This window comes from Tengunoibacter tsumagoiensis (assembly GCF_003967535.1).
Classification (GTDB): domain Bacteria; phylum Chloroflexota; class Ktedonobacteria; order Ktedonobacterales; family Ktedonobacteraceae; genus Tengunoibacter; species Tengunoibacter tsumagoiensis.
The window spans coordinates 4,150,032-4,173,922 of the sequence record NZ_BIFR01000001.1; the positions used below are offsets into that span (position 1 = coordinate 4,150,032).

The window sequence follows — 23,891 nt, forward strand, 5'->3', positions numbered from 1 at the left end:
GTATGGCCAAATTACGCACAAAATATATCTGCCAACAATGTGGCGGTGAACAAAGTAAATGGATGGGTAAATGTCCCGATTGCGGGGCATGGAATACGCTGGAAGAGTCGGTCGATGTCCCTCAAAGTGCCGCTCAACAACGCCGTCAGACGCTGATGGGCCCTTCACAGGTCGCACAGGGGACGCTCACTCCTGTGGCTCTGCCCGCGATTAAACCACTGGTCCAGACGCGTGTCTCTGTCGGTTACGCGGAGATGGATCGCGTTCTCGGTGGTGGGCTCGTTCCTGGCTCTCTCATTCTCGTTGGCGGCGAGCCTGGCATTGGGAAGTCGACGCTCCTGCTACAGGTCTCTGGCATGATTGCTCAACAGGTAGGGCCTGTGCTCTATGTCTCCGGCGAGGAGTCGATTGAACAGGTGAAGATGCGGGCTGAACGCCTGGATATCACTGGCGAACAACTCTATCTTCTCGCTGCAACTGATCTTGAGGTGATCGCTGAGGCCTCCAATCGGCTTAAACCTTCCCTTATTATTGTCGACTCTATTCAAACTGTTATTGCTAATCACGTTACTTCGGCTCCAGGCAGTATCAGTCAGGTGCGCGAATGTACTCTCCAGTTGATGCATCTGGCAAAGAGCTCGCATGTCCCCATTTTTATTATTGGACACGTGACAAAAGAGGGGACTGTCGCCGGGCCTAAAGCTCTGGAACATATCGTGGATGCGGTGATCTATCTCGAAGGGGAACGCTACCATTCGTACCGCTTACTTCGAGGTGTGAAAAATCGCTTTGGTGCAACTCATGAGGTGGGCGTTTTTGAGATGCAGGGGGAAGGTCTGGTCGAGGTGACAAATCCTTCCGCTGTGTTTCTGGCCGATCGCGTCAAGGGGGCAACCGGCTCCGCCGTGGTGGTGAGTATGGAGGGCACCCGGCCTCTCCTGGTTGAGGTTCAGGCGCTGGTAACACCAACCAATTTTGGGAATCCACGCTGTACAACCAATGGTATCGATCATAATCGACTCCTGATGCTGCTGGCGGTTCTGACAAAACGCGTTGGACTCGCTGTTGGTACTCATGATGTCTATGCTAATGTGGTAGGTGGCTTTACTCTCGAAGAACCTTCTATCGATCTCGGTGTGGCTGCCGCTATTGCTTCAAGCTATCGTGAACGCTTACTCGACCCCCATCTGGCTCTTATCGGCGAGATTGGCCTCTCGGGCGAGCTACGTGCAGTCAGTCGATTGGGTATTCGTGTCCGTGAGGCGGCGAAATTAGGCTTTAAACGCTGTATTGTGCCCGCCGCCGGACGAGGTCCACGAGTCGTCGCTGAGCTCGAGGAGGCTGGCCTACCAGCCGATTTTAAAGTTATTACGGCAAGCTCTCTTGGGGTTGCACTGGAGGTGGCTTTACACTAAAGGTACACTAAGAGGAGAGCACGTTCGGGTCTCTTTTCGTTTGAAGATGACTTACTCTTTCTAAGGGCTTTCATGAAGCTATAGAGTGCAGATAAACATACACCTATTGATTCCTGTGCAGGAACGGTGTATACTGCATATTCGATCACTGAATTCGTTTTCGTTGAAATGTTTTTCTTAAGGATCCTGTTTGTCCATACTATAGTGCAGTTCAGGCGACACACTTTTGCACTTATCATTCTTGTTTTTTATCACCGCCCTGCTTACTGCTTCTATACGTACCTCTATCCTTAAGATTATCGCACTTTGATGTGCACTGCTTTGGAGGATGCAGGGATGTTTAAAAATATTACTGCTCGCATCGTAGGAGCCCTCTGTGCTATTGCTCTCATTATTAGCATGGCGCTCTTCGATCGCCCCCTCTTCGGGGCCAATCTACAGTTGATCATCGCTATTGGAGCGGTGAGTGCTATTATCGCTTTTATCATTACGCCTTACATTACTGTTGTCCCCTATCATTGGCTTCGCGAAAAAATTCGTGTCGCAGCCGCCAGCGATCTGGTGGCCGCTGCCATTGGCCTGATGATTGGGCTGATTATCTCCGCACTCCTGGCTCTTCCTTTGTCCTATCTCCCATGGTACTTCGGACGGCTCTGTCCCTTTATTGGCGCTATCATCTGCGGCTATCTGGGCGTGACGGCGTCTGTTCTGCGCAAAAATGATATCGCCCACCTCTTTCAGGCCAATCTTCTCCGCCGCAATCGCGATCGCGATGATGATCGGGAGCCACGCGAACGTGGGAAAAACAAAAACCGTGAAGAGAAGGATGCCCTTCCCGCTCTGTCCGAACCAGTTATGCCGATTCTGCTGGATACCAGTACGATCATCGATGGACGCATTGCCGATATCAGTCAGACTGGTTTTATCGCTGGGACGCTGGTTGTCCCCCGCTTTGTTCTGAATGAACTACAACGCATCGCCGATTCAGCCGATACGATGCGCCGCAATCGCGGTCGCCGCGGTCTGGAGATCCTCAATCGCCTTCAGAAGGATGCTACTGTTCCCATTGAGATCATTGATACCGATGTGGAGGGGATCGCTGATGTCGATGGCAAGCTGGTGCAGATGGCTCGCGATAAACATTGTCCCATTATTACGAATGATTTTAATCTGAACCGCGTTGCTGAACTCCAGGGCGTGAAGGTGCTCAATATCAATGAGCTCGCCAATGCGATTAAACCCGTCCTCTTGCCAGGGGAGGATATTCACATTAAAATTATGCAGGACGGGAAGGAACTTGGACAGGGCGTTGGCTATCTGGATGATGGGACGATGATTGTGGTTGAGAACGGTCGTCAATTTATGAATATGACGATTGAGGTCTCGGTTACACGGGTTCTTCAGACGGTCGCTGGTCGGATGATCTTTGCTCACCCGAAACAGGCCAGTATCAATGCCACTCCCTCTCCACAGTCAACAACCGCTAAACAAAGGCAACTCTAACGCAGCATTTCAAAAAGGGAGTATCCTTTGTGGATGCTCCCTTTTTTATGCCGCTTATTAGGTTGACTTGCAAGAGTCTGTTTGCAGAGGAGATCTTTTCTCGCATGAGTAGTAGTATACATGAGACGTCCGCTGTGGTGATTGTTGCCGCTGGCTCTAGCCGACGAATGCAGGGCCGCGATAAGCTCTGGACTCCGCTGGCGGGGCGTATTACACTGGCACGCACAATCGATGTTTTTGAATCCTCACCCCTTGTGAAGACGATTGTGGTGGTCACTAATGCTGAACGCATTGCAGAGACTCAGGCTCTCTGTTCTCAGGAACGCTGGTCCAAAATTCTTGCAGTGGTTCCTGGAGGGGCCAGACGACAGGATTCGGTCTGCCAGGGGCTCGATGCCCTCGCTCAACAGGCTCCAGGCTGCCGCTGGGTGATGATTCACGATGCCGCTCGTCCTTTTGTAACTCCTGAGATCCTGGAAAGGGGTCTGGCCTCGGCTCAGGCTTCTCTGGCCGCTGTGGCTGCGGTTCCCGTAAAAGATACGATCAAGGTGGTTCAGGCAGGACAGATTATTTCGACGCCCGATCGCTCACAGCTCTGGGCTATTCAGACTCCACAGGTCTTCTCGTTTGAGCTGATTCATCAGGTCCATCATCTCCCTCTTGCACAGGAAGATGCCACCGATGATGCCACTCTGATTGAACGTGCAGGTCAGCCAGTGGCGGTCTTCCCAGGCTCTTACACGAATATTAAAATTACGACGCAAGAAGATCTCTTCTTTGCCGAAGCTCTCTTAAAAGGATAGATGTTATGACTATACGCATTGGATCAGGTTATGATGTGCATGCTTTCGCTCCCAATCGCTCTCTCGTCCTGGGGGGCGTGACTATCCCTTATGAACTTGGTCTCGCTGGACACTCAGATGCCGATGCTGTCATTCATGCCATTGTCGATGCCCTGCTCGGTGCCGCCGCACTGGGTGATATTGGCATGCACTTTCCCTCGAGCGATGAGCGCTGGCGCAATAAACCAAGTACGGTCTTCCTGACGTATGTCCATACGCTTCTTCAGGAGCAAGGCTGGAAGATTGGCAATATCGACGCCACTATTATCGCCGAACGCCCACGCCTCTCCCCTCATATTCCTGCTATGCGAGCCCACCTGGCCGAGCATCTTGGGCTGGATCTCGCTCAGGTGAGCGTTAAATCTACTACGACCGATGGCCTTGGCTTTACTGGTCGCCGCGAAGGAATAGCTTGCTCTGCCGTGGCTCTCCTCGAAAAAGACTAGCTGAGAGAAAAGAGCGTCAAGATCGGGCCGATGGCTTAATCTTGACGCTCTTCGTTCTCAGCGCACTCTTATTGATGACCAGCACCTTTCCGTAACCAGGCTTCCAGCGTAAGTAATGGCGGGTAGAGCTGGCGTAAGGAAGATATATCTGCCTGATAGCCATGGGTGTTAAACCACTCCATCATGACACCTATCTCTTCGTTGCTGCTCATCACTTGCTCCAGAGGCTGCTCTACATACCTGACCGGATGGTTAAACACACGGGTAAATGTCTCTGCAACCTGAGGCATGGTCAGTTCATCACCGGCCAGTTCAATGGCTTTGCCAAGAAATTTCTGGGGCTCCTTCAAGGCCAGGGCAGCAAAGGCTCCGATATCATCTGCTGCAATGACCTGCACTTTTGTTGTGGGCTTCAGGGGCATGGTCAGTACCCCCTGCTCGATTGATTGACCATACATGCTGGTGAAGTTGTCCATAAAAAAGACTGGACGTAAAATAGTCATTGGCAGGCCAAGCGTGCGAATATGCTGCTCAACCTCCCATTTGCTTTCAAAGTGTGGAATAGCGCTATGCCGATCGGCGCCTCCAACCGAGCTATAGACAAAATGTGCCACATGCGCATTTTTTGCGGCGTCGGCCAGAGACTTCCCCTGAATAACCTCGCCCGCTGGACCATGCTCAATATAGTTCTGAACGCTAAATACTCCATAGACGCCTGTCAGTGCCTCATCCAGCGAAGCAATATTATCAAGGTCCCCTCTGACAAGCTCTACGCCAGCCTTCTTCAAGGCTTGATAAGCTGGCTTCTGCGGATCACGAGCCAGGGCCCGCACTTTCCATCCATCCATTAATAGATGGCAGGTCACTGCGCCGCCCTGATTCCCTGTCGCACCAGTCACTAAAATGGTTTTGCCTCGTGTCTCCATCTCAGCACCTCCTACTTCAGTATAGCTCCCACAGCCAAGCAAACATTCTATGGAGAGATGCCTTGCGTTCAAGCGCCGGGTATCATTGAACCTGTTTCAATTAGACAAAGGTTTTATAGATCTCTTCGGTTCTGGCTGCCATGATAAAATCATTGCGATGCAGTCCGCTAATCGCATGTGTCCACCAGGCTACGCCAACTTTCCCCCATTCCGTTAAAATGGCTGGATGATGCCCCTCTTTCTCAGCTAATGCGCCAACTTTATTGGTAAAGTCTAAGGCAGTTACAAAATCTTTGAAGGAGTAGACCCGCTCGAGGCGCTGCAGATCCTCACGTTTCATGATGATCCACTCTGGAATCTGTTTGCTGTATTCTTTCGCCTCTTCATCTGTCACTTTTGGGGCTCCCACCTGACAGGCTTCACATTTCATTTTGCTCAGCTCTTTAACCATTGCTCACCTTCTTTTTTTGCTTTGCTCTTTGCGAATAGGGCTCTCTTTTACTAGTATAGTGTCTCTGCCATGACTCCCCCTCAGGTGATACTGTAAGAGACTGACCCTGCTTACCTTCGCTTTACCCTTCAATTACAGGAGGTGATTGGACAGGAGCTTCTTTCTCCGGGGTTTCAACTGGCTTATCCGCTCCTATAACCATCTGAAAAGCCTGTTTAGAGGCCTGCTGGGGCGTCAGCGGAACCTTCGACAGTGCCTCTTTCATCTGCGCAAACTCTGCTACGGTCTCGTCTTTCATGACTTTGTCTTTCACCTGTTTGGCCTGACCAACTCCTTTGCCCAGACCATGGGCAATGGATTGTAAGACTTTGGGACCAAACAAGGCCAGAATGATGCCCGCGATAATAATCTCATTTAAAAAATGCATGCTTCACAGCTCCCTTTGTATACAGGACATCGTTGCCCTTTCATGCTTTCGCTACCCTTCTATGGTACCATACTGCTGCATTCCCTTAATTACTCCGGTTTGTTGGGATCAGCAATTGTGGGTATATGCAAAAAAGTCTTCGAATGACGTTATCTTAAATAAGATGAGAGGCTCTCTCGAGAAAACAGCCTGAATGCGAGAAGATGTGCCTGCCACAACTGGCAGGTGCGACGCCCACCCACCTTCTACGCTTGAGCTGATCTTTACAGGGGCTCTATGATGTGTTGCACTGCCTATTCCAGACAGACACATTGCGATCATTCCGTCCCACAACGGTCTGGTCGCTCTTTTCTTTTGCCTACTCCTCAAGTGCTAGCCTTCTTTGTGTACGTAATTTTAACCTCGCCCCCAGATTCGGCCTAAAAAGTACCAATTCTGGCTATTTTCCCCTTCTTCCATCTAGCGTATTGGAGGGAGGGTGGTATGATAAAAACACACCGTATGGATCACAACGTCATAAGTAGAAGAGAGCACTGATAAGCAATGCAACAAACGGCTTCAAAACAACAACCGAATCCGGGACACGCCCAGGTGCAGACGATGATCATTACTGCGATTACTCTGTTTGCTATTTCTGGTCTCATCGTTGGTCTGGCTGTTGGTGTCTATACACGTCCTCCCCGATCAGGTACGGATCAATCTCTGACAAAAACGACGGCGACTCCAACTCAGATACACTCAACACCTACTCCAACTGCAACCCCTACTATTCCGCCCGCACCCATAGGTTGCCCGAATATGTCTGTGCCTCTCAACCAGATTGCGGATGGCAAAACATCCTATAAGATCTCTGTGCAAGCTCAAGATCGCTCATCAGGGTCGGGGTGCAGTCCTACTCAGAATAAATCTCTCACGGTTCCTGGCCTGGTCTGCAAAATCTGGCTCATTAAAGCCTTTCCTGATGCCAAGATGACGACCTCTTTCTCTAAAGATGAGACTCAACGGATCGCTCAGGGCGATCTTGCAAATCCATTGACGGTTCTGGTTGATGTCGAGGGCGGCAATAAAGGCGATCAGTACCCGGAGATTTCAGGGCTACAATTTGATCCCACAACTTCCCAGACGCAAAAGTGCAATGCTCAAGGCCAGGGAAACTGGCAGTATACGCTGAGCGATACTCTTCCAGCTGGCGATTATGAACTGATGGCTCTGACGGTCTGGGATAAATATCCCAACTGGAGCTGGAAAAATGTGACCGTTACGGCTGCCAAATAAGCACAGCTGGTTTCTCGCTCGCCAGTGCTTTCAAAACATCTTACTCATTGAAGGTGGCCAGTAGAGATACTGGCCACTCTGCATGTTGCCGATGCTATGAAGCAATCTCTCTTACAATCCCTGTGACCAGGGCCGCAAATTTGATTCTGGCCGCTTCAGCCGCTTGCATGACCTCTTCGTGATTTACTTCTTGTGTTTCGTTCCCGGTAGCCTCATTGGTAATCAGGCTAATCCCCAACACTCGCATCCCCATCTGCCGCGCTACAACAACTTCTGGGACCGTAGACATACCTACTGCATCGGTGCCAATGGTACGTAGAAAACGCAGCTCGGCTGAGGTCTCATAGGTTGGGCCTACCAGCATGGTATAGACCCCTTCGTGAAGCTTGATTCCCTGAATCTCCCGGGCTACGGTCTGGGCAAGCGTCCGCAAGTGCTTATCGTAGGCATGGGCCAGTGGCGGGAAACGCACTCCCAACCGTTCATCTTGAGCTCCTACCAGCGGATTATTTCCACTCATACCAGGCAGATTAATATGGTCGCTCAATAGCATAAAATCACCTGTTCGGTAGTCAGGATTGACCCCGCCTGCGGCGTTGCTAACAATCAAGGTCTCTGCTCCAAGCATTCTCATTACCCGTACAGGGAGGGTAATGGCTTCCGCTGAATATCCTTCGTACAGGTGAAAACGGCCCTGCATGGCTACGACAGGAACATCTTCCAGGGTGCCAATCAATAATCTTCCTGCATGTCCAACAACGGTTGAACGTGAGAAGTGCGGAATCTCGCTATAGGGAATGGCAACGGCATGACGAATCTCAGTTGCCAGTGCTCCCAATCCTGAACCCAGGATGATCGCAACCGCTGGCTTCTGTTGAATGTGCGCTCGAATGGCTGTGACGGCCTCACTTATTTGATCATAGAGCATACCAATGTTCTCCTCTTCCAGGACGTTTCTTCCAGAATAGCACATCTCCTGGTACAAACAGAAGATGTGGCATCCAGAGAGCTGCGCTTTGCTCTTATATTGAGGGGTCTGGCTCGTCCTTTCGCTGAGGTGAAGAGCCTGTCTTTCTGGTCGAAAGATCTGCATATCCTAATAATTCTTCAAGCGAACGGGGCTCTGGCCCCTCATTCAGCAGGAGGACAGCCAATGAGTTCCGGAGAATATGGGGCGTCAGGCCAACAATCCCGGCTCGCCGCGCATGTCCTTTAATGATCAGCCAGAAGCCCTGTCGCGTTAAATGAGCACCATGATGATTGAGAAATAGAGCCGTTTCACACGAATAGCGCAGAAGTCGTGGCCGTCCTTGCTCCAGGTACCGCTCAATAGCCTCAATGGCAGCCTTCGAGAGAGGGAAGATACGATCAAAACGCTTCCCCTGTCTCCCTCTTGCAGGACAACGAATACTTCTCCCCTGTCCATCAAAATCATCCACACGCAGTTCCACGAGTTCAGAGGAACGCATTCCGGTTGCATAGAGGACATGCAGCATCGCAAGATCGCGTAGCCCCCCGGGCAGATCAGTTGCAATCTGCGCAAACAGGTGTCTGATCTGCTCAATATTCAGAATAGCTACGGTTGCCTTTGTCTTGAATGGTATCTCTAATTTCTCAACAGGATCGTATACTATTGCTCCAAGTGCATGGAGATAACGAAAAAAAGACTTAAAAACCGCTAATTTACGGGCGATGGTCGTTGAGCGATATTCTAAAGTCTCGTGCATCTCTTGTAGATAGGCTCTCATCAGTTCGCTGGTCACACGCGACCAGGCCTCGACCTTCTGCTCCTCAAGATAGGTACACAATTGCCCTAAGTCATTACTATACGCTAAGATCGTATTCTGACTATTGCGCTTGCGTGCATAGCCCCTGGTGAGTAGGGTCTTCAGATACTCTTCAACGGCTTCTTGCAACATAACACCCTTCCACGCCTCTTTGTACACTACCAATCACCCAAGAAAAGTCTGCTTTCGCTTGAAACACGGTCTATTATAATGTTAAATGCTATAAAGTGCAACAAACACAAGAAAAAGATCTGACAAGAATCTGCCTCGTTCTGTCAAATTGAAAATTTCGTCAGCTCTGCTTTGTCCTTCCCTTCTCTGACGCTCTCACATCTCAAGTGTTATAATGGTTGTACGTTTCAACTGCGTTACTTCAGAGAGTGTTCAAACTCATGGTGTAAAAAAGAAGTGGCTGGTCACCTTCTACTGTGGACCACACCACTCCGATCTTTACAACACTGTCTTTATAGGTAGGCTCTGACACGAGCCAATTTGGATCACTGTGTCTTGAGAAGGAGAGATTGTAGGAATGGCTAAACTGCACGATTTGTTTACGCAGGCGCGCCGAACCCAGAATAGCGGCGGCATGGGGTTTCTTGGCAAAAATAAAGCGGAATCAAAGGCTCGCTCGGCTGCACTCGTTGTCGAATTCACAACGATCAGCGCCGGCCAGGCCGAAGCAGCGATTAAAGCAGGCGCTGATGGCTTGCTCTTCCATTGGAATCCTCAAAATGAGTCCGAGCTCACAACGCTTAAAGCGGAGATCGCTTCGGCTCAGGCGAGTAATGACCAGCTGGTCACTGGTCTGGCCCTTACAGGAAATCTGGAGGAACTCGAACGCGCAACACTGGTTCAGATCAAAGAGGCAGGCATCCAATATATTGTGCTCCCTTTTGATGCGCCAGCTCGCTTACTCGCAGTCGAAACAAAAGAGTTGGAGAAGGTTGTCATCGTGCCCATGCGCGATGGTGAGATCTATCCGCTCTATATTCATAACCTGACGGCTTTTGATGGTATCGCAGCAGTCTTGCTCGATTTCGGTCTTATCTCTAAGGTGAGCTCGATGACGATCGAAGAGGTCCTTGATTATCGGGCGGTTCGCGAAGCAGTTCGCTTTCCTGCCTTCTTACCAATCAATGCCAATCTGACTGAGGAGGATGCCTATACCCTTGCAACTCTGGGCGCACAGGCAGTTGTCCTGAAAGCAGAGAAACTGGAAAAGACGGTCGAACAGATCAAGGCCGTTCGCGATCTCTTGATCAAGATTCATGAAGATGAGAAGGAGAAAGATACTCCCTCGGTCCCAGGTCTGAACCGAAAATAGTACGCTGTTTCCTCTGCACACCTCATCCAGGCACAAAACAGCAGAGCCTCTCTTGAGAGCATCTCTGCTGTTTGTCTCTCGATCTTAATTGACCTTCTTCTCTTCAGAGTCTTCGATAATGGGAACAGGAATGCGTGGCTGGGTAGATTTCCAATAGAGTTGACGCCGGGGGATGCGCCTCAATAATGTACGGGTACTCTGCCAGACCCGCTCAGGTTCCTGGTTGTTCCGCCAGAAATAATAGCAAGCAACCTCATCAGGATCGGCAGCCATTAATCCTGTGAAGGCTGTCTCCATGTCTGGCTCGCTCTCCGCTGTAAGATTAAAGTTTTGGAGCCAGAGCTGACTCTTCTTCCCTGAAGCTTTCATCTGCTTCACCAACAACTTGCTCCATGCTTCCACCTGGCTTACATCCTCTTGCAGAAGCTGCCAGAAAAGATGGCACCCAATCGAATCCAGGGCCGGTACGGTTGACAGATCCTCTGCCAATGCCAGATCCTGGGGCAACAATACCAAAGAGGTTTTGGCCTGCGGTTTCACACGTTTCACACAATTGAACAGTTCCGAGAAGAAGCTGAGCATTGAGCGCTGACGAAAATTTTGCAGATCGGTAATATCTGGGCACAGCGCCCGACAGACCGAACAGAAACAGGTCACATCTGGCACCCGTGGCTCGTCGATCAGAATACCTTGAATGGGATAGGCGGAAAGGTAATACTCAATCTCTTTAAACAACCAGGAACGAAAATCTTCGTGGTTGAAGCAGGACATATCATGATCCCGACCATGGCGATCTTTGACAAGTGACTGTGGGTGACGAAAGGTATACCAACTGGGCATGAAGATAGGTCCAGCAAATAAATTACCAAACCTCCCCAGACTTAATGAAACCTTCAAGCCGGCATCCTGCGCAAGACGAAGTCCCCGCTCTAGATCATATGGCCAGCGCTGCTCCTCTTGCTCATGGAGCGCATAGACAATACTGGTAGCTCCAACAGCGCGAATCTGCTCAAAATCTCTTTTGACGGTCTCCGGATGGAACAACGGGTGAAAATAGGCAACGGTTATATCCATGTCTCTTCCAAGCTAGCAATTTCCGCACATAGACTTCAAGGATGAATCTTTCATTTATACATCTACCGCTCTAGTATAGCATACGTCTATCTTGCTCCCAATCAGTGGTATTTATAGGCTAACTACCAACCAGGGAGGAGATGGAAGGGCTTTTCGCTTCTTTTGCGAGCGACAAGTCGAGGTCAAAGAGCCAGAAGACTTTAGCGTGAAACGCTTGACAAGCCTCCTCTTTCTAAGCACAATAGTACTATGAACCACTCACTTTCTACTCAACCATCTGCGTACGCTACTGGCGATTCCTATTTCGTTCAGTCCTACGCTAAAATAAATCTGACGCTTGATGTGTCAGGTCGCCGCTCGGACGGCTATCATGATCTTCTTACGATCATGCAGACGATTAATCTCTCGGATATCCTTTGCTTGACTGCCCGCTCCGATGATCAGGTACGTATTCTCTGCTCTCGCTCCGAGCTGAGCACTGAGGAGAATCTGGCGTTCCGCGCCGCTCAGTCTCTACGCAAACGGCTGGGGTTAACGCGAGGCGTGGAGATTGAATTGCATAAACGCGTGCCCATGGCAGCGGGCTTAGGTGGCGGAAGCAGCAACGCGGCGGCAGTACTGGTAGCTCTGCGGGACTGGTGGAAGCTCCCTCTCTCTAACGCTGAACTCGTTGAGATTGCTGCGACTTTAGGCTCCGACGTGCCATTCTTTATTGATGGAGGCCTGGCTCTCTGCGAGGGGCGCGGCGAATTGATTACCCGGTTACCTGACCATTGGCCTTCGGCGATGCGCTGGGTGCTCCTGCTAAAACCTTCCATTGGTGTCTCAACGGCCACGGTATTTCGCAATCTCTCTCCTGCCGATTATTCTGATGGTCGCCCAAGCCATCTGCTTCAGAAAGCACTCCTTGCCAGACAACCATTTGCCACAACTGAGCTTTATAACAGCCTTGAACGCGGAGTGCTGGAGCACTATCCTGAAGTAGCAAGAGCACAGGCAGATCTCCTGGCTGCTGGCGCTGACTATGTGCGGCTCTCGGGGAGTGGGCCAACCCTCTTTACTTCATTCGAGCAACTGACAGAGGCGCAGAAGGTCTATCAACGTCTCCAGAACCAGGGGTATGAACTCTATCTGACGCACGCCATCCATCCCCAACACCATGCCATAACCTATTTTTAAGACAAAGCTCTATCTTCTTAGAGAATGGCAGAGGAGCAGTGGGGCACACATTCGATTCGGGTCAGAGCATACAGCTTCTTTCCCTGATCGAATGTGTTCATTTTATCCCAGCAGGAAAGGTGAGGCTCTATGCGCTCCAACAGGGGCAGAGCCTGGGACTCTCGTCTGCTTGCCTCGACTTCGCTCCATGGCTTTGTTATAATTGAAGCGTCTACAGGATGTATAGTATCTATCTCCTGCGAAGCTCGCATGGAACGGAAAGGGCCACATCATGAATATATGGGACTCGGTCCAACGGGGTCTGGAAAAGGCATCCAATGAAGCTGCTCGCATCGCAAAAGGACAACGCCTTCGTGCCTCTCTTGAGAAGTTCTCACGACAGATTACCGCTCAAGAACAACAGCTCCTCGCAACCTCCATGGATCTGCTCTCACGAGGGACGCTGATACAGCCCGAACTTATTCCTCTTTGCCAGGAATTGCTCTCGCTTCATCAGCAAGTGCAACAGGCGCAATTAGAATTACAGCAGTTAAGCCAGAACACACCTTCTACGCCAGCAGCAGCTCCTACTTCTGCACCACCGTCCACACCCACCCTGCCAACAGTGCAAGAAAGCATCCCCCCTACGCTGCTAGCCCAATCCTCCAGTACGCCCTATGGCACCGAGCCCTTCCAACTCTCTGGACCAGCTATCCCTCCGCCACCACCACCGCCCTATCAACAGCCAGATATATATGCTCAATCCAGTGGAACCATTCCACCTCCACCTCCAGGTGCATCAGCATACACACCTGCACCTGCTCCTGCTATCCATGAACAGGAGACGCGCAGGGAAGAGCCAGCCTTGCCCCAATCGTCAACGCTTCATCCTCTTACCATTAGCAGTCAGGAGACACGACTTGACCCGCCTCCTCCACCTGCTTTTGTGCCAGAGGTTGCAGATCAAGGAACAATACGATCCAGCAGTAATGGATCGCAGGAACGTCTTATCTGTCGCTCCTGTGGTATGCTCTCTCCATCTGGCACTCATTTCTGCCAGCACTGCGGCTCTCTACTTCAGACCCATGAGCGCGAACAGCAACCAACGATCCGCGCCAGTGCAACCCTTTCCGCTCCCGAACAGGAGACAATACGCGCATCTGAAACAGAAGAACAGGCCAGTCAGTCCAGCGATAGTACCACACTGCCAGACTATACGCCATTGGATGGAGGAAAATAATTCTGCGTCAACAACTTATTACCACGCTCTGTCTATTGTTGCGCCTGCCATTTGCCTTCTTTGATAGCATACGCAGGCCCTTTGTTCGTCAGGCCCGCCAGCATCCACGCTCGATAGTCATTATCAAGCCCTGCTGCATTGGCGATATTCTGATGACTACTCCTCTGCTGGAGACGCTTCAACAGCGCTACCCGGATGCCAGGATGACGTATGTTGTGGGCTCATGGTCCAAAACAATCGCCGAACATCAACCGGGCTTATCGAATGTTATCGATTGCGGAACCGTCGGAATTCCTGGCCGCTATCGCTTTTCTGACTATCTCAAGCTTGCACGTCAGCTACGAAGCCAGCATTTTGATCTGGCCTTTGTGCTCGATCGCTCACCTATGCTCACGCTGTTACCCTGGCTTGCAGGCATCCCCAGACGCGTCGGACCCGATAGTCTGGGACGTGGTTTCTCGTTAACTGATCGCGTCCCCGTCTCTTCATCTCGTTCAACGCTTCAACATCAGGCCGAGATCTATCTTGATCTTGCTCGAGCCCTCCATATTCCCATTCAGCAACCACGCATGCATTTCGTGCCTACGCCTGAAGAGCGAGCAAGTATTCAGCCTGTACCTCGTCCGCAGATTGCTGTCTTTCCTGGAGGAGGGAGTAATCCTGGCATGCAGCTCACCTCCAAACGTTGGCCTTTAGAGAAGTATCGCCTGCTGGTCGCCAGGTTGATCCATGAGTTCGATGTCCAGGTGCTCTTGATTGGTGGACCCGAAGATCGAGCACTGACGACGTCTCTGCTGGAGGGCTTAGATGGTCCAACTGATCGCGTGCTTAATCTTGCAGGAACAACGAACTTTGGGCAGACGGCTGCTCTCATTGAGCAGTGCGCTCTCTTTATCGGCAATGATAGTAGTCCCATGCACCTGGCAGCCGCCGTTGGTACGCCTGTCATTGCTATCTTCGGACCCACCAGTCCGGCAGAGTACGGACCATATCCACTTGACAATCCCAGGCATATAGCGATCTGGCGACATCCAACGGGGGAGCCCTGTTTCTTTTTGGGAAAGATGCAAGCCTGCTCAAACTGTACCTGCATGCAGTCGGTCACTGTACAAGATGTGTGGGAGGCAGTGCTCCGTCTCTTACCACAAGTTCCTAGTAAAGCGAGTCTCCAATGAAGCTCCTTTTTCGTTCGCTTCTTCTGCTGATAATCCGTTTCCTTGGCGCCCCCGGTGCACTTCTGGCCCGCCGCAGGCCCAGACCGGGCGTACGGCCTCGCATCCTGCTGCTACGGCCCGATCACCTGGGTGACCTTGTCTTGACAACGCCTGTGCTCTCTGCCCTGCGCACAGCTTTGCCTGAAGCTCATCTGACAATGATGGTAGGACCCTGGTCCAGCGAGATCGTAGAGCGCCATCCCGCCCTTGATGAGCTTCTTACGTTCCCTTTTCCTGGCTTCCAACGTGCTCCGCAGGGGGCTCTTGCTCCCTACCGTCAGCTCTGGCAGGCTGCTCGTCAGCTACGTCAGGGAGGCTATGATCTGGCTATCAATCTACGCCCAGATTTCTGGTGGGGGGCCGCTTTAATCTACCTTGCAGGCATACCTCAGCGCATTGGCTATGCCCTTCAACCTGGCGCTCCTTTTCTGACTGAGGCGCTGTCATTCCCACATGCCGAGCACGCCACTCGCTCAAATTTACGGTTAGCCAGCGCAGCCATCCAGGCATTGGGTGCCCCTGCGCTTCCCACACCCTATAGCGCAGCCAGTTATCCTCTCTACTTCAGGCCAACGTCCGACGAACACAAATGGGTGGAGGACTACTTACAACAGATCGGTATCACACCTGAAGGGATTGTTGTGGTCATCCATGCTGGGACTGGAGGAGCGGTCAAACTCTGGCGGACAGACGGCTGGGCTACATTAGCAGATCAACTGGCACGTGGCGAGCTCTCTCTACCAGCAGCCTCTCTTATCTTCACAGGTAGCCCCAAAGAGCTCCCTCTGTTAGAAGAGATAGCTCAGCAGATGCAGACATCGTCGCCCATTATTCTCACGACCCTGACCGTAGGCCAGCTGGCCGCCCTTCTGGGACGTGCTCAATTGGTACTGGGAGTCGATAATGGGCCACTCCATCTGGCTGTAAGCCAGGATACACCAAGTATGCGCATGTATGGCCCGACTGATGATCATATCTTTGGACCCTGGGGAGACACACTTCGTCATGTGGTGCTGAATGCGACGCAAAAATGTGCTGATTGCCCTTCGATCCCCTGCGGTCGCCTGGATTTCACATCCAATGAGCTCGCCACTCACCCTTGTGTGCGTCTCATTACAGAACAACGCGTCGCTCATGCCGTTAAATCACTGGTTCAGCTTGCAAGTAGATGAGAAGCAGAGGCTTTCCACTAAAAGCGATCTGGCTTCCAGAAGCATACGATCTCATCTCACAGGAAAGCCTCTGCTTCATCTGAGAATGTCTTGCAAAAAGGCCCGTACAATGCTATTGAACTCCTGAGGCTGCTCCATATTGACATAGTGACCAGCTCCCATAACCACTTTCTTTTGTGCAGCGTGGATCTGAGTCTGAAGAATATGCGCATAGCTTGCCATATCTAAGAAATCTTTCTCTCCAGTGATGATGAGAGTTGGCACCGTAATCGACGCCAGGCGACCAGCAGCAGGTGGATCTAACGGGCGGGCCGTTGCTGCTTGAGCGTGATTGGGGCGGGCAACGGTCTCCTCTATCATCCTTTGGAGTCGTTCTCTGATTGCCGGATGAACCTGCTCGGGAGTACGCCAGGGCCCATCAGTCCAGAAGCGCTGCAAGAGGCGAACCAGTTCAGCTAGATCTCCTTTTTTCCTGGCATTCTGCACCTCATGCCAGAGGGGATTCTCATCCGATGCCGAACGAAAAGCATAGCCACTGATAGATGCCGAAACAGGAACTAATGCAGTGACCATCTCCGGATAAGTTAACGCAAAATCAATGGCCGTACTCCCACCCTGAGCCAGGCCAATCAACGCCGCTCTCTCAATCCTTAAATAACGTAAAAGGTGCCAGAGGTCCTCGTGCAAAGCATAAGGAACATCTCGTTCGGTTATCAAAGCAGAGTTTCCGTTGCCACGCTTATCATAGCGTATCACTGTGTAAAATTGCGAAAAATAATTAAATTGGTCATCCCACATGCGCCGATTGACCATGCTGCCATGCAAAAAGACCAGCGCTGGTCCTTCGCCCGCCATTTCATAATAGAGTGTCGTATCGCTCACCGGTATCAATCCAATGGCTCGTCCAACCTGCTGTGACATTCGGGCTCCATCTCTTTCTCTCCCAAATGGAAGGGCACTCTGACTACAGAAATTACACGTAACATCCACCACCCTACCACATTTCAAGTCGTCTGCATTGATACGCTTTGGCTACATTATAGTGTGAAAATCAGAAATCCTCAAATGACGTTGTGATTGCCTCTTCTCTTCTAACACAGCAATCTTCCAATCAAGGAGTACTTAGCGGAACAACTCTTGCGCATCGCCATGAGAGATGTTTTAATCACTCTATACCAATTTATGTTGTGGAGGTTTTTGATGAGCACTCAGTCGGACAGAACACTCGGCTACTTGCGCACCTGTATGGATCGTCGTTTTGTTGAAGCAACCCGCAAAGCTTTTGAACAGGCTACCGGGCTTGCGGCTACCGATTATTGGCATGAGTCCTATGCCGGAGGCTCTGCTGTGGCTCCAGCATCCACGGTTGGAGAGGTCTATTCGGTTGCCCATGGCGCTCAAATCTTTGGCTGGCAGGCCCATATTAATAATTGCGGCGGACAACCGGGCGTGAGCGATGATGACATTGCCAGGCGTCTGGATGCTGTGGTCGCAAAAATGAAGGAGACCTATCCTCACGGACGTCATTTCCGCATCCTGGCTGGACTCGAGGGGATCGATATCCAGGAAGCGTAAACCAGACCCCTGGAGACCTTCAGGGCGAAGTGCCTTACAGGTCTTACAGTATAAGTCATCCCCGATTTGGGAGCAACATCTGAGGGAACAGGTGCGATGATGTTCCTCTCACATTCAGGGTCCAGGCAAAAAAGACCGTCTGCGCTACACTGTCACAAAGCAAAGCAATCAGTGAGTACAGGCGGTCTTTCACATCGATGCAGCCTGAGTATGACATACCACCATTTGCTTCCTGGTTAAGAAACATTCAACCAACGAATACTGTGTCCACTTCCCATGTCCCAGCATGAGTTTATGCGCCTTTTGTCATTGAGAATATCATAGGCAATGATGTAGCTAGTTATCTGGCCATTCGCCCCATGACTGCTCTTCTCTTGCAATAGCTATGCCTCTAGTCTAGCATGTAAAGCACCTTCAGTTGAACAAAAACGCAACACTCCAGGGTGTTCCAGTTCTGAGTGAGTCCTTTGACAGCCGAAAAGGTTCTTCTATCAGGAGGCTGAATGAAGAAAAGGACAATACTGTATTATGTACTTTTACGGTCGTGACTGCGGTCGAGTCCCCGTCGTCAGCCTCAATGAATTGATCACGTGACCCCTTCAATTCATTGTCCCCCCGGACATGGACCAGACCGCAGTCGCGTCCGCTGAGCTTGCTCACCCGCCTCTCTTCCTCTTCCCGCTTCATTGCCTCATCTACAAGAACTGGAACGCCCTGCGCACACCTCAAAATCCCTGCTTTTTTGAGCACCCGCACATAGTGATTATGAAGGTGACCACTTTCTCATCCATTCTCTCGAAAATTTGACCCTTCTCGGCACTTCATGTATCCTTAGAGAGCCAGGCCTGAGCCCCCTATTCTCAATCAGCCTGCCAGGCCACTATAGGATAAAAAAATGACACAAATAGCACCATTCCTGGAGCAGCGTGATGACTATGGGTATCCTACACGCCCTACGTCGCGTCGAACGCTTCGCAATGTCAGTGTGCATATCAGTAAACGGATCTTACTCACAATAATCTTCATGATGATGAGTTTACTTGGTGCCTGCCTGCGCCTGAAACGTATTGGGAAGCCTCACCCGGCTCTGACACCACCATCCTTTCATCCTCGGCGTATCCTCGTCCTACGTATGGATCTTATTGGAGATCTGGTCCTCTCTCTGACGGTTGTACGCCTTCTAAAACGAACCTATCCTGAGGCCGAGATCGATCTTCTGGCCGTTCCAGCCAGCGCAAAGGTGATTGCAGGTGATCCTGATCTGGCAACTATTATTGGGTATGACCCCAATATCTGGCGCCGCCCACAAGCTCTGTTTAAACGTACAAACTGGCAACAGCTCAGTACCCTCCGCCGCCAACTGCTACAACGGGATTATGATCTGGCCGTGAGCGTGTTTGGCCCCTGGGCCGCTCTCCTTTCACTCGTCAGTGGGGCCAGACGCCGGCTGGGCTTTGCTCAGGAGAGCTATCCCGGTCTCATGACAGACCCAGTTCCTGGTCACCATTGGCAGCCCGGCAGCCAGTTCCACGAGGTGGATTACTGTCTTCAACTCTGTCAGGCAGCCGGTGCCCAGCCAGTCCCTGCCGATCGTATTCCCCTCCTTCATGTTCTCTCTGGCACACGTCTGGAGATCCAGGAGCTCCTTCTCCAGGCCGGGGTCGCCTCTGACAGGCCTTTGATTGCCTGCCATGTGAGCTCAAATAATGGTCAATCCAAGCGCTGGCCTATCCCGTACTGGGCAAAGCTTATCGATAAATTGATTGTGGAAGAAAAGGTCAATGTGATCCTGACTGGTGCGCCTGCGGATCAGCCATTGATCGAGGCAATTATCAAGCGCACACACCAGAAGGTCTTCAATTTTGCTGGGAAGACAAGCCTGGTTCAGCTCGCTGCCCTTCTCCAGCGTGCGGATCTCATGATTACTGGAGATAGCGGCCCTATGCATATCGCTGCCGCAGTCAATACTCCTCTCATCGCTATCCATGGGCCGACCGATCCTGCACTCAGCGGGCCTGTCAATCCTACTGCTGTGATACTCCGCAGTGATATCTGGTGTAGTCCCTGCTACACAGCCAAAGGTGGCCCTGCCGATTGTCGCTTCTTTACCACGCAGTGTATGAAAAATATTACACCTGCTCAGGTGCTCTCAGTCGCCCATGAACAACTAACATCTTCCGATAAACAGACACAGCGCTTAGAAAAAAAGGAACAAAATACATGAGCGAGATCCTCCTTACGGCCTCAGAGCCTGCGTTAAGCCTGGCTATTGAGGCCAATTTCACGGAAGAGATGGCCTGTTTTGCCCGCAATCTTCCTGGAGCAATCCTCCATGACGAGCCCGAAATCACGTGGTTTTTTCTCAATCCTACTGGTCCAAATGGCGTCCTCCATGCTCAATTTGAGACCTCTGATCCAGAGATGCTGACGATGCGCATCACAAAATTGCTGACCTCCTTTCAGGAACAACAGGCCTCCGGGCTCAATTGGCGCGTGACTCCTAATACAAAGCCAGAGCTCCTGACCTCGCTGCTTCAACAAAATGGTTTTGCCCATCGTGAAACACAGACTTGTATGATTCTCTCAGCGTCGAGTATCACAACTCCTGCGACCTTACCTCCAGGCCTGCAAATCAGGGAGGTTAGAACTCTGGCAGAGTTGCAGCAAAAATGTGATATCGAACAGATTGGATTTGAAGCCTCAAATGAGGTTCGCGAGCAATACTATCAGGCCTATACTGGTACTGGGATTGGGCCCGACTCTCACTTCCATCATTATATTGCCTGGCTACATGAAGAACCTGTTGCGGTCTCTGCACTGCTCTTGCATCGAGGAGTGGCCGGTATCTATGGAATAACCACCCTTCCTACCTATCGACGCCAGGGGATTGCCAATGCGCTGACGTTGTATACTGTACAGGAAGCACAAAGGCTTGGGTATCAATTTGTCACGCTCTCACCTACAAAGATGAGCCATGCTCTGTATCGGCGTCTGGGCTTCACCGATTACTGCCAATTTCATCATTACTACCACCGCTTTTAGGTAAGAAAAAAAGATTGATAGAAGAATGCAGACAACACAGATTACACTCCCGCCTGATGCGCATATTTTACTGGTAAAACTGGCTGGCATTGGCGATCTTTTGTTAGCAACGCCAGCTATTCAGGCGCTTCGAGACAGCTATCCACAGGCTCGTATCGATCTGCTCGTGACTCCCGAGTCCGCTGGCCTGCTCCAGGGCTGGGATGCGATCAACACGATTATTGTGCTGGATAAATATCTTTTTGATGATCTCAAGCAGATGGCAAAAAGGCCGCAGGCTCTGCTTCCGCTGCAAAAGCTCTGGCAGACGCTCCACTCAGCACACTACGATGCAGTGCTTCTTCTCCATCATCTGACTCTGCGTTTTGGCCGCTTAAAACATCAACTATTGATGCGGGCCGCAGGCGCAAAGTGGCGCGTAGGACTTGATAATGGGCATGGCTGGTTTCTCAATGTCCATGTCAACGATGGGGGCTTTGGCGCTATGCATGAGGCTGACTATATGCTAGCTCTGGCTCAGGCGGTAGGAGCTCAACCAGCACACAAACGGCTCTTTATCCCTCTTACTGACACCGAGCGCAAGCAGGCTCGTGAGATTGTTTATGGGTCCGCAGCTTCCAGTGGGAAGTTACTTATTGCTCTCCATCCTGGTAGTGGTGGCTATAGCACTGCGCGCCGCTGGGCTCCTGATCGGTTTGCACAACTGGCCGAACAGCTCTATCGCTCCGAAGGAGGCGAGATTCTGCTGCTCGGAGGGCCTGAAGAAGCGGCGCTTCATGAACAGATTATACAGATGGTCCAACAGATCAGCCCGACCGTTCCTGTCCGTAGTCTGGCTGGCAAAGGAAACATTAAAGTTGCCGCTGCGATCCTGGAATTGATGGATCTTTTTGTCGGCAATGATGCTGGCTTGATGCATCTGGCTGTTGCCGTCAACACTCCGACAGTCGCCATCTTTGGTCTCTCGAACTATAAAGCCTGGGGGCCCTATACAGATGCGACACGCGCCACGGTCGTCCATCTCGACCTTGCCTGTATGCCGTGTTTCTATCGCGGCCACGATCTTGGTACGCCCGAAGGGTGTGCTACCCGCGATTGCCTGACGCACCTGACTGTGGAACCAGTCGCCGTTGCTGCTCGTACCATGCTGAAAACGCTAAAGGCTTAGATACTTACTCTAAGCCTCTTCTTTCCCATCTCCCACAATAGCTTCCTGAGGTCTACGCGCTCGCTGAATAGGACGTGTAAAATTCCCAATCTCGGTCTGCGGCACTTCACGCCTGAGAATTTCTATCAGTTTCTTCATTCCCAGTGCTTTCCCCATCGTATTGGGATCAGGCATGCGTGGCAAAAAGACTTCAGGGTCAATATTAAGGTTGCGCAATTGAATCAACTTGAGGTCCGTCTCACGCACAAGAGCCAGTAGCGCTTCGATCTCGCGCTCGCGATCAATCAGACCTGGGAAACAGAGAAGATTGATCGAGCTATGTACCCCTTCAGCGCTCGCTCGCCTCATGGACTCTTTGACATTCTCAAAGGTATACCCTAGAGGCCGATAATACGCGGTATAGGTCTCAGGATGCCCCGAGATGGTACTGATACGAATAGTATCCAGGCCTGCATCATACAGTCTCTGCAACCAGCGCGGATTGCTGGCATTCGTGTTAATATTCAAAACACCTTTGCTGGTCCTGGTGCGCAGAATTTTAATCGCTTTTTCGATACGGTGCCACTGGAGCAAGGGATCACCCTCACAGCCCTGACCAAAGCTAACAATCGCGTCTTCAGCCTGCTCAAGGTGCGGTAAGGCGACATCCACAATCTCGTCTACGCTTGGAATAAAGGTGAGCCGGTCCTGTGGTGAGATCAGATCCTCTTCCTCCTGCTTGGAGATACACCCGACACATCTTGCATTGCAGCCAGGTGAGACAGCAACAGCCATCTCCCAACGCTCAAAGAAGAGATTGCTGGCTGTAGGGCAGGAGTAATCTAATGCGCAGTGAGCATGTTGTCCAATAATACGATTCTCTGGCATCTGCGCCTGCTTCTGCTGGACCAGGCGCTCCAACTTCTGCCGATTAAAGGCCTTTGGATGCCACTTTGTAGGATCATCGGTTTTCACAGCAGCTACATACATGCGCCCATTCATACTTGCAACAGCGCTATATCCAAAAAAAGGAAGAGGTTCTGTCCCCGGCACTTTTTCATACCCGGGCAGCAATGTTCGGGTATACCCGATTGGCAACAGAGCTGCCACGGCCCAGCCACGCTTCTTAGAAAGAATCTGCCGCTCACCCGTTCGCTTCTTGCCAATCGCCAGCCGATCTGGCATCATTGAGAGGGTGACGCCATCTGGGAGAGGAATGAGATCAGCCTCCTGTAGAGGCCGATCCCCAAATGCCAGGGCCTGCAAACGCGGTTCTTCACAAATCTCTCCCTCAGGAGTGCAATATACTACATATGGAGTTGCCATGATTGTCCTTATAGTTTCTGACCTGTTCTCAGCAGGGAATACAACAGCCCATTCATCCGTCATGACTCACGGTCAGACAAGCCCGGGCTAATGGAGAGGTGGTGGGGTCGCCGGAATACGTGGGACGGTTGGACGCTCATCGACGTGCTCTTCCTCAAAAAAGCGAGAGAAAGAGCTCCGCGTGCCCACTTGTTTCTGGGCCGCCACACGCTGCTCTAACTGGTGTGTGTCCTCATAAACGAAGCTTAACAAAATATGTTCTCCACGCATGCTCTGACACATCTGCCGAATACGTGGCTGCTGCTCCTCCATCCAGGCATTGACCATTGCTTCCAGCGCGACCATACTATCCCCACAGAGAGCGCTATCAAAGCCTTTATACCTGTACACCGTCTTATCCTTTCGGCTGAGCAAAGACGAGATGCCTTCCCCCCCGCCTCCAACAAAAGTCTTCCTTTATGACCAAACTGTATTGTATCATTCTACTACAATTTTTGCTATAGCTTCCCCGCTATCAACAGGGCTTTCCATTTCTGGGTTGGTCCTC

23 protein-coding genes are annotated in these 23,891 nt (G+C 51.2%); 14 read left to right on the plus strand and 9 right to left on the minus strand.

Annotated features, from left to right (window positions below; translation table 11 throughout):
* Window positions 1-2: 2 nt before the first annotated feature.
* The 4 genes from radA to ispF all read left to right on the plus strand — a co-directional run bounded on the left by radA (window position 3) and on the right by ispF (window position 4,206).
* A complete protein-coding gene (radA, locus tag EL628_RS16335; RefSeq protein ID WP_126580987.1) occupies window positions 3-1,415 on the plus strand; it encodes a DNA repair protein RadA in 1,413 nt (470 codons plus the stop codon).
* 336 nt (window positions 1,416-1,751) lie between these two features.
* Window positions 1,752-2,918: a PIN/TRAM domain-containing protein gene (locus EL628_RS16340; RefSeq protein WP_161975544.1), complete on the plus strand. Its 1,167-nt coding sequence runs from the start codon at window positions 1,752-1,754 to the stop codon at window positions 2,916-2,918.
* Between the two features lie 104 nt (window positions 2,919-3,022).
* On the plus strand, window positions 3,023-3,721 hold the full coding sequence (gene ispD, locus EL628_RS16345; protein ID WP_126580988.1) for a 2-C-methyl-D-erythritol 4-phosphate cytidylyltransferase: 699 nt from the start codon (window positions 3,023-3,025) through the stop codon (window positions 3,719-3,721).
* An 11-nt stretch (window positions 3,722-3,732) separates the two neighbouring features.
* Window positions 3,733-4,206: a 2-C-methyl-D-erythritol 2,4-cyclodiphosphate synthase gene (ispF, locus tag EL628_RS16350; protein ID WP_371859671.1), complete on the plus strand. Its 474-nt coding sequence runs from the start codon at window positions 3,733-3,735 to the stop codon at window positions 4,204-4,206.
* Window positions 4,207-4,274: 68 nt separating this feature from the next.
* Here the strand turns inward: ispF and EL628_RS16355 are convergent, their stop codons facing one another.
* The 3 genes from EL628_RS16355 to EL628_RS16365 all read right to left on the minus strand — a co-directional run bounded on the left by EL628_RS16355 (window position 4,275) and on the right by EL628_RS16365 (window position 6,010).
* Window positions 4,275-5,132, minus strand: coding sequence for an NmrA/HSCARG family protein (locus EL628_RS16355; RefSeq protein ID WP_126580990.1), 858 nt, complete (start codon window positions 5,130-5,132; stop codon window positions 4,275-4,277).
* 100 nt (window positions 5,133-5,232) lie between these two features.
* Window positions 5,233-5,583, minus strand: a complete 351-nt coding sequence (locus EL628_RS16360) for a 4a-hydroxytetrahydrobiopterin dehydratase (RefSeq protein WP_126580991.1) — start codon at window positions 5,581-5,583, stop codon at window positions 5,233-5,235.
* Window positions 5,584-5,704: 121 nt separating this feature from the next.
* The gene (locus EL628_RS16365; protein WP_126580992.1) at window positions 5,705-6,010 is read right to left on the minus strand and encodes a twin-arginine translocase TatA/TatE family subunit; all 306 of its coding nucleotides are present in this window, start codon (window positions 6,008-6,010) and stop codon (window positions 5,705-5,707) included.
* A gap of 543 nt (window positions 6,011-6,553) precedes the next feature.
* Between EL628_RS16365 and EL628_RS16370 the strand changes: the two genes are divergently transcribed.
* Window positions 6,554-7,285 (plus strand): hypothetical protein, encoded by a 732-nt coding sequence (locus EL628_RS16370; protein ID WP_126580993.1) that lies wholly within the window; start codon window positions 6,554-6,556, stop codon window positions 7,283-7,285.
* 94 nt (window positions 7,286-7,379) lie between these two features.
* Here EL628_RS16370 and EL628_RS16375 read toward each other — a convergent pair whose 3' ends face one another.
* The gene (locus EL628_RS16375; protein WP_126580994.1) at window positions 7,380-8,213 is read right to left on the minus strand and encodes a purine-nucleoside phosphorylase; all 834 of its coding nucleotides are present in this window, start codon (window positions 8,211-8,213) and stop codon (window positions 7,380-7,382) included.
* Window positions 8,214-8,307: 94 nt separating this feature from the next.
* Window positions 8,308-9,204 (minus strand): tyrosine-type recombinase/integrase, encoded by an 897-nt coding sequence (locus tag EL628_RS16380; RefSeq protein WP_126580995.1) that lies wholly within the window; start codon window positions 9,202-9,204, stop codon window positions 8,308-8,310.
* A 397-nt stretch (window positions 9,205-9,601) separates the two neighbouring features.
* Between EL628_RS16380 and EL628_RS16385 the strand changes: the two genes are divergently transcribed.
* Window positions 9,602-10,396 (plus strand): hypothetical protein, encoded by a 795-nt coding sequence (locus EL628_RS16385; protein WP_126580996.1) that lies wholly within the window; start codon window positions 9,602-9,604, stop codon window positions 10,394-10,396.
* 84 nt (window positions 10,397-10,480) lie between these two features.
* Here EL628_RS16385 and EL628_RS16390 read toward each other — a convergent pair whose 3' ends face one another.
* Window positions 10,481-11,470 carry a hypothetical protein gene (locus EL628_RS16390; protein WP_126580997.1) on the minus strand — a complete coding sequence of 330 codons (990 nt, stop codon included), beginning with the start codon at window positions 11,468-11,470 and terminating at the stop codon, window positions 10,481-10,483.
* Window positions 11,471-11,719: 249 nt separating this feature from the next.
* On the opposite strand from EL628_RS16390, the gene ispE reads away from it, so the two are divergent.
* The 4 genes from ispE to EL628_RS16410 all read left to right on the plus strand — a co-directional run bounded on the left by ispE (window position 11,720) and on the right by EL628_RS16410 (window position 16,254).
* On the plus strand, window positions 11,720-12,649 hold the full coding sequence (ispE, locus tag EL628_RS16395; protein ID WP_126580998.1) for a 4-(cytidine 5'-diphospho)-2-C-methyl-D-erythritol kinase: 930 nt from the start codon (window positions 11,720-11,722) through the stop codon (window positions 12,647-12,649).
* Between the two features lie 271 nt (window positions 12,650-12,920).
* Complete coding sequence (locus EL628_RS16400; RefSeq protein ID WP_126580999.1) at window positions 12,921-13,868, plus strand: hypothetical protein; 948 nt, start codon at window positions 12,921-12,923, stop codon at window positions 13,866-13,868.
* Window positions 13,869-13,903: 35 nt separating this feature from the next.
* Entirely contained in the window at window positions 13,904-15,043 is a 1,140-nt protein-coding gene (gene waaF / locus EL628_RS16405; RefSeq protein ID WP_126581000.1) for a lipopolysaccharide heptosyltransferase II, read from the plus strand.
* Window positions 15,040-16,254 carry a glycosyltransferase family 9 protein gene (locus tag EL628_RS16410; RefSeq protein WP_126581001.1) on the plus strand — a complete coding sequence of 405 codons (1,215 nt, stop codon included), beginning with the start codon at window positions 15,040-15,042 and terminating at the stop codon, window positions 16,252-16,254. The genes waaF (EL628_RS16405) and EL628_RS16410 overlap by 4 nt, the downstream gene beginning before the upstream one ends.
* 75 nt (window positions 16,255-16,329) lie before the next feature.
* Here the strand turns inward: EL628_RS16410 and EL628_RS16415 are convergent, their stop codons facing one another.
* Complete coding sequence (locus EL628_RS16415) at window positions 16,330-17,175, minus strand: alpha/beta fold hydrolase (RefSeq protein ID WP_126581002.1); 846 nt, start codon at window positions 17,173-17,175, stop codon at window positions 16,330-16,332.
* A gap of 279 nt (window positions 17,176-17,454) precedes the next feature.
* Between EL628_RS16415 and EL628_RS16420 the strand changes: the two genes are divergently transcribed.
* From EL628_RS16420 to EL628_RS16435, 4 genes are all read left to right on the plus strand, one after another.
* Complete coding sequence (locus EL628_RS16420; protein WP_126581003.1) at window positions 17,455-17,829, plus strand: hypothetical protein; 375 nt, start codon at window positions 17,455-17,457, stop codon at window positions 17,827-17,829.
* A gap of 895 nt (window positions 17,830-18,724) precedes the next feature.
* Window positions 18,725-20,053, plus strand: a complete 1,329-nt coding sequence (waaF, locus tag EL628_RS16425) for a lipopolysaccharide heptosyltransferase II (protein ID WP_126581004.1) — start codon at window positions 18,725-18,727, stop codon at window positions 20,051-20,053.
* The gene (locus tag EL628_RS16430; protein ID WP_126581005.1) at window positions 20,050-20,871 is read left to right on the plus strand and encodes a GNAT family N-acetyltransferase; all 822 of its coding nucleotides are present in this window, start codon (window positions 20,050-20,052) and stop codon (window positions 20,869-20,871) included. Before waaF (EL628_RS16425) ends, EL628_RS16430 begins: the two co-directional genes overlap by 4 nt.
* 25 nt (window positions 20,872-20,896) lie before the next feature.
* Window positions 20,897-22,039 (plus strand): glycosyltransferase family 9 protein, encoded by a 1,143-nt coding sequence (locus tag EL628_RS16435; RefSeq protein ID WP_126581006.1) that lies wholly within the window; start codon window positions 20,897-20,899, stop codon window positions 22,037-22,039.
* 9 nt (window positions 22,040-22,048) lie between these two features.
* On the opposite strand, the gene EL628_RS16440 is transcribed toward EL628_RS16435, so the two are convergent.
* Together EL628_RS16440 and EL628_RS16445 are read right to left on the minus strand one after the other, a co-directional pair.
* Window positions 22,049-23,344 (minus strand): radical SAM family protein, encoded by a 1,296-nt coding sequence (locus tag EL628_RS16440; protein WP_161975545.1) that lies wholly within the window; start codon window positions 23,342-23,344, stop codon window positions 22,049-22,051.
* Between the two features lie 87 nt (window positions 23,345-23,431).
* The gene (locus EL628_RS16445) at window positions 23,432-23,734 is read right to left on the minus strand and encodes a hypothetical protein (RefSeq protein WP_126581008.1); all 303 of its coding nucleotides are present in this window, start codon (window positions 23,732-23,734) and stop codon (window positions 23,432-23,434) included.
* Window positions 23,735-23,891 lie beyond the last annotated feature (157 nt).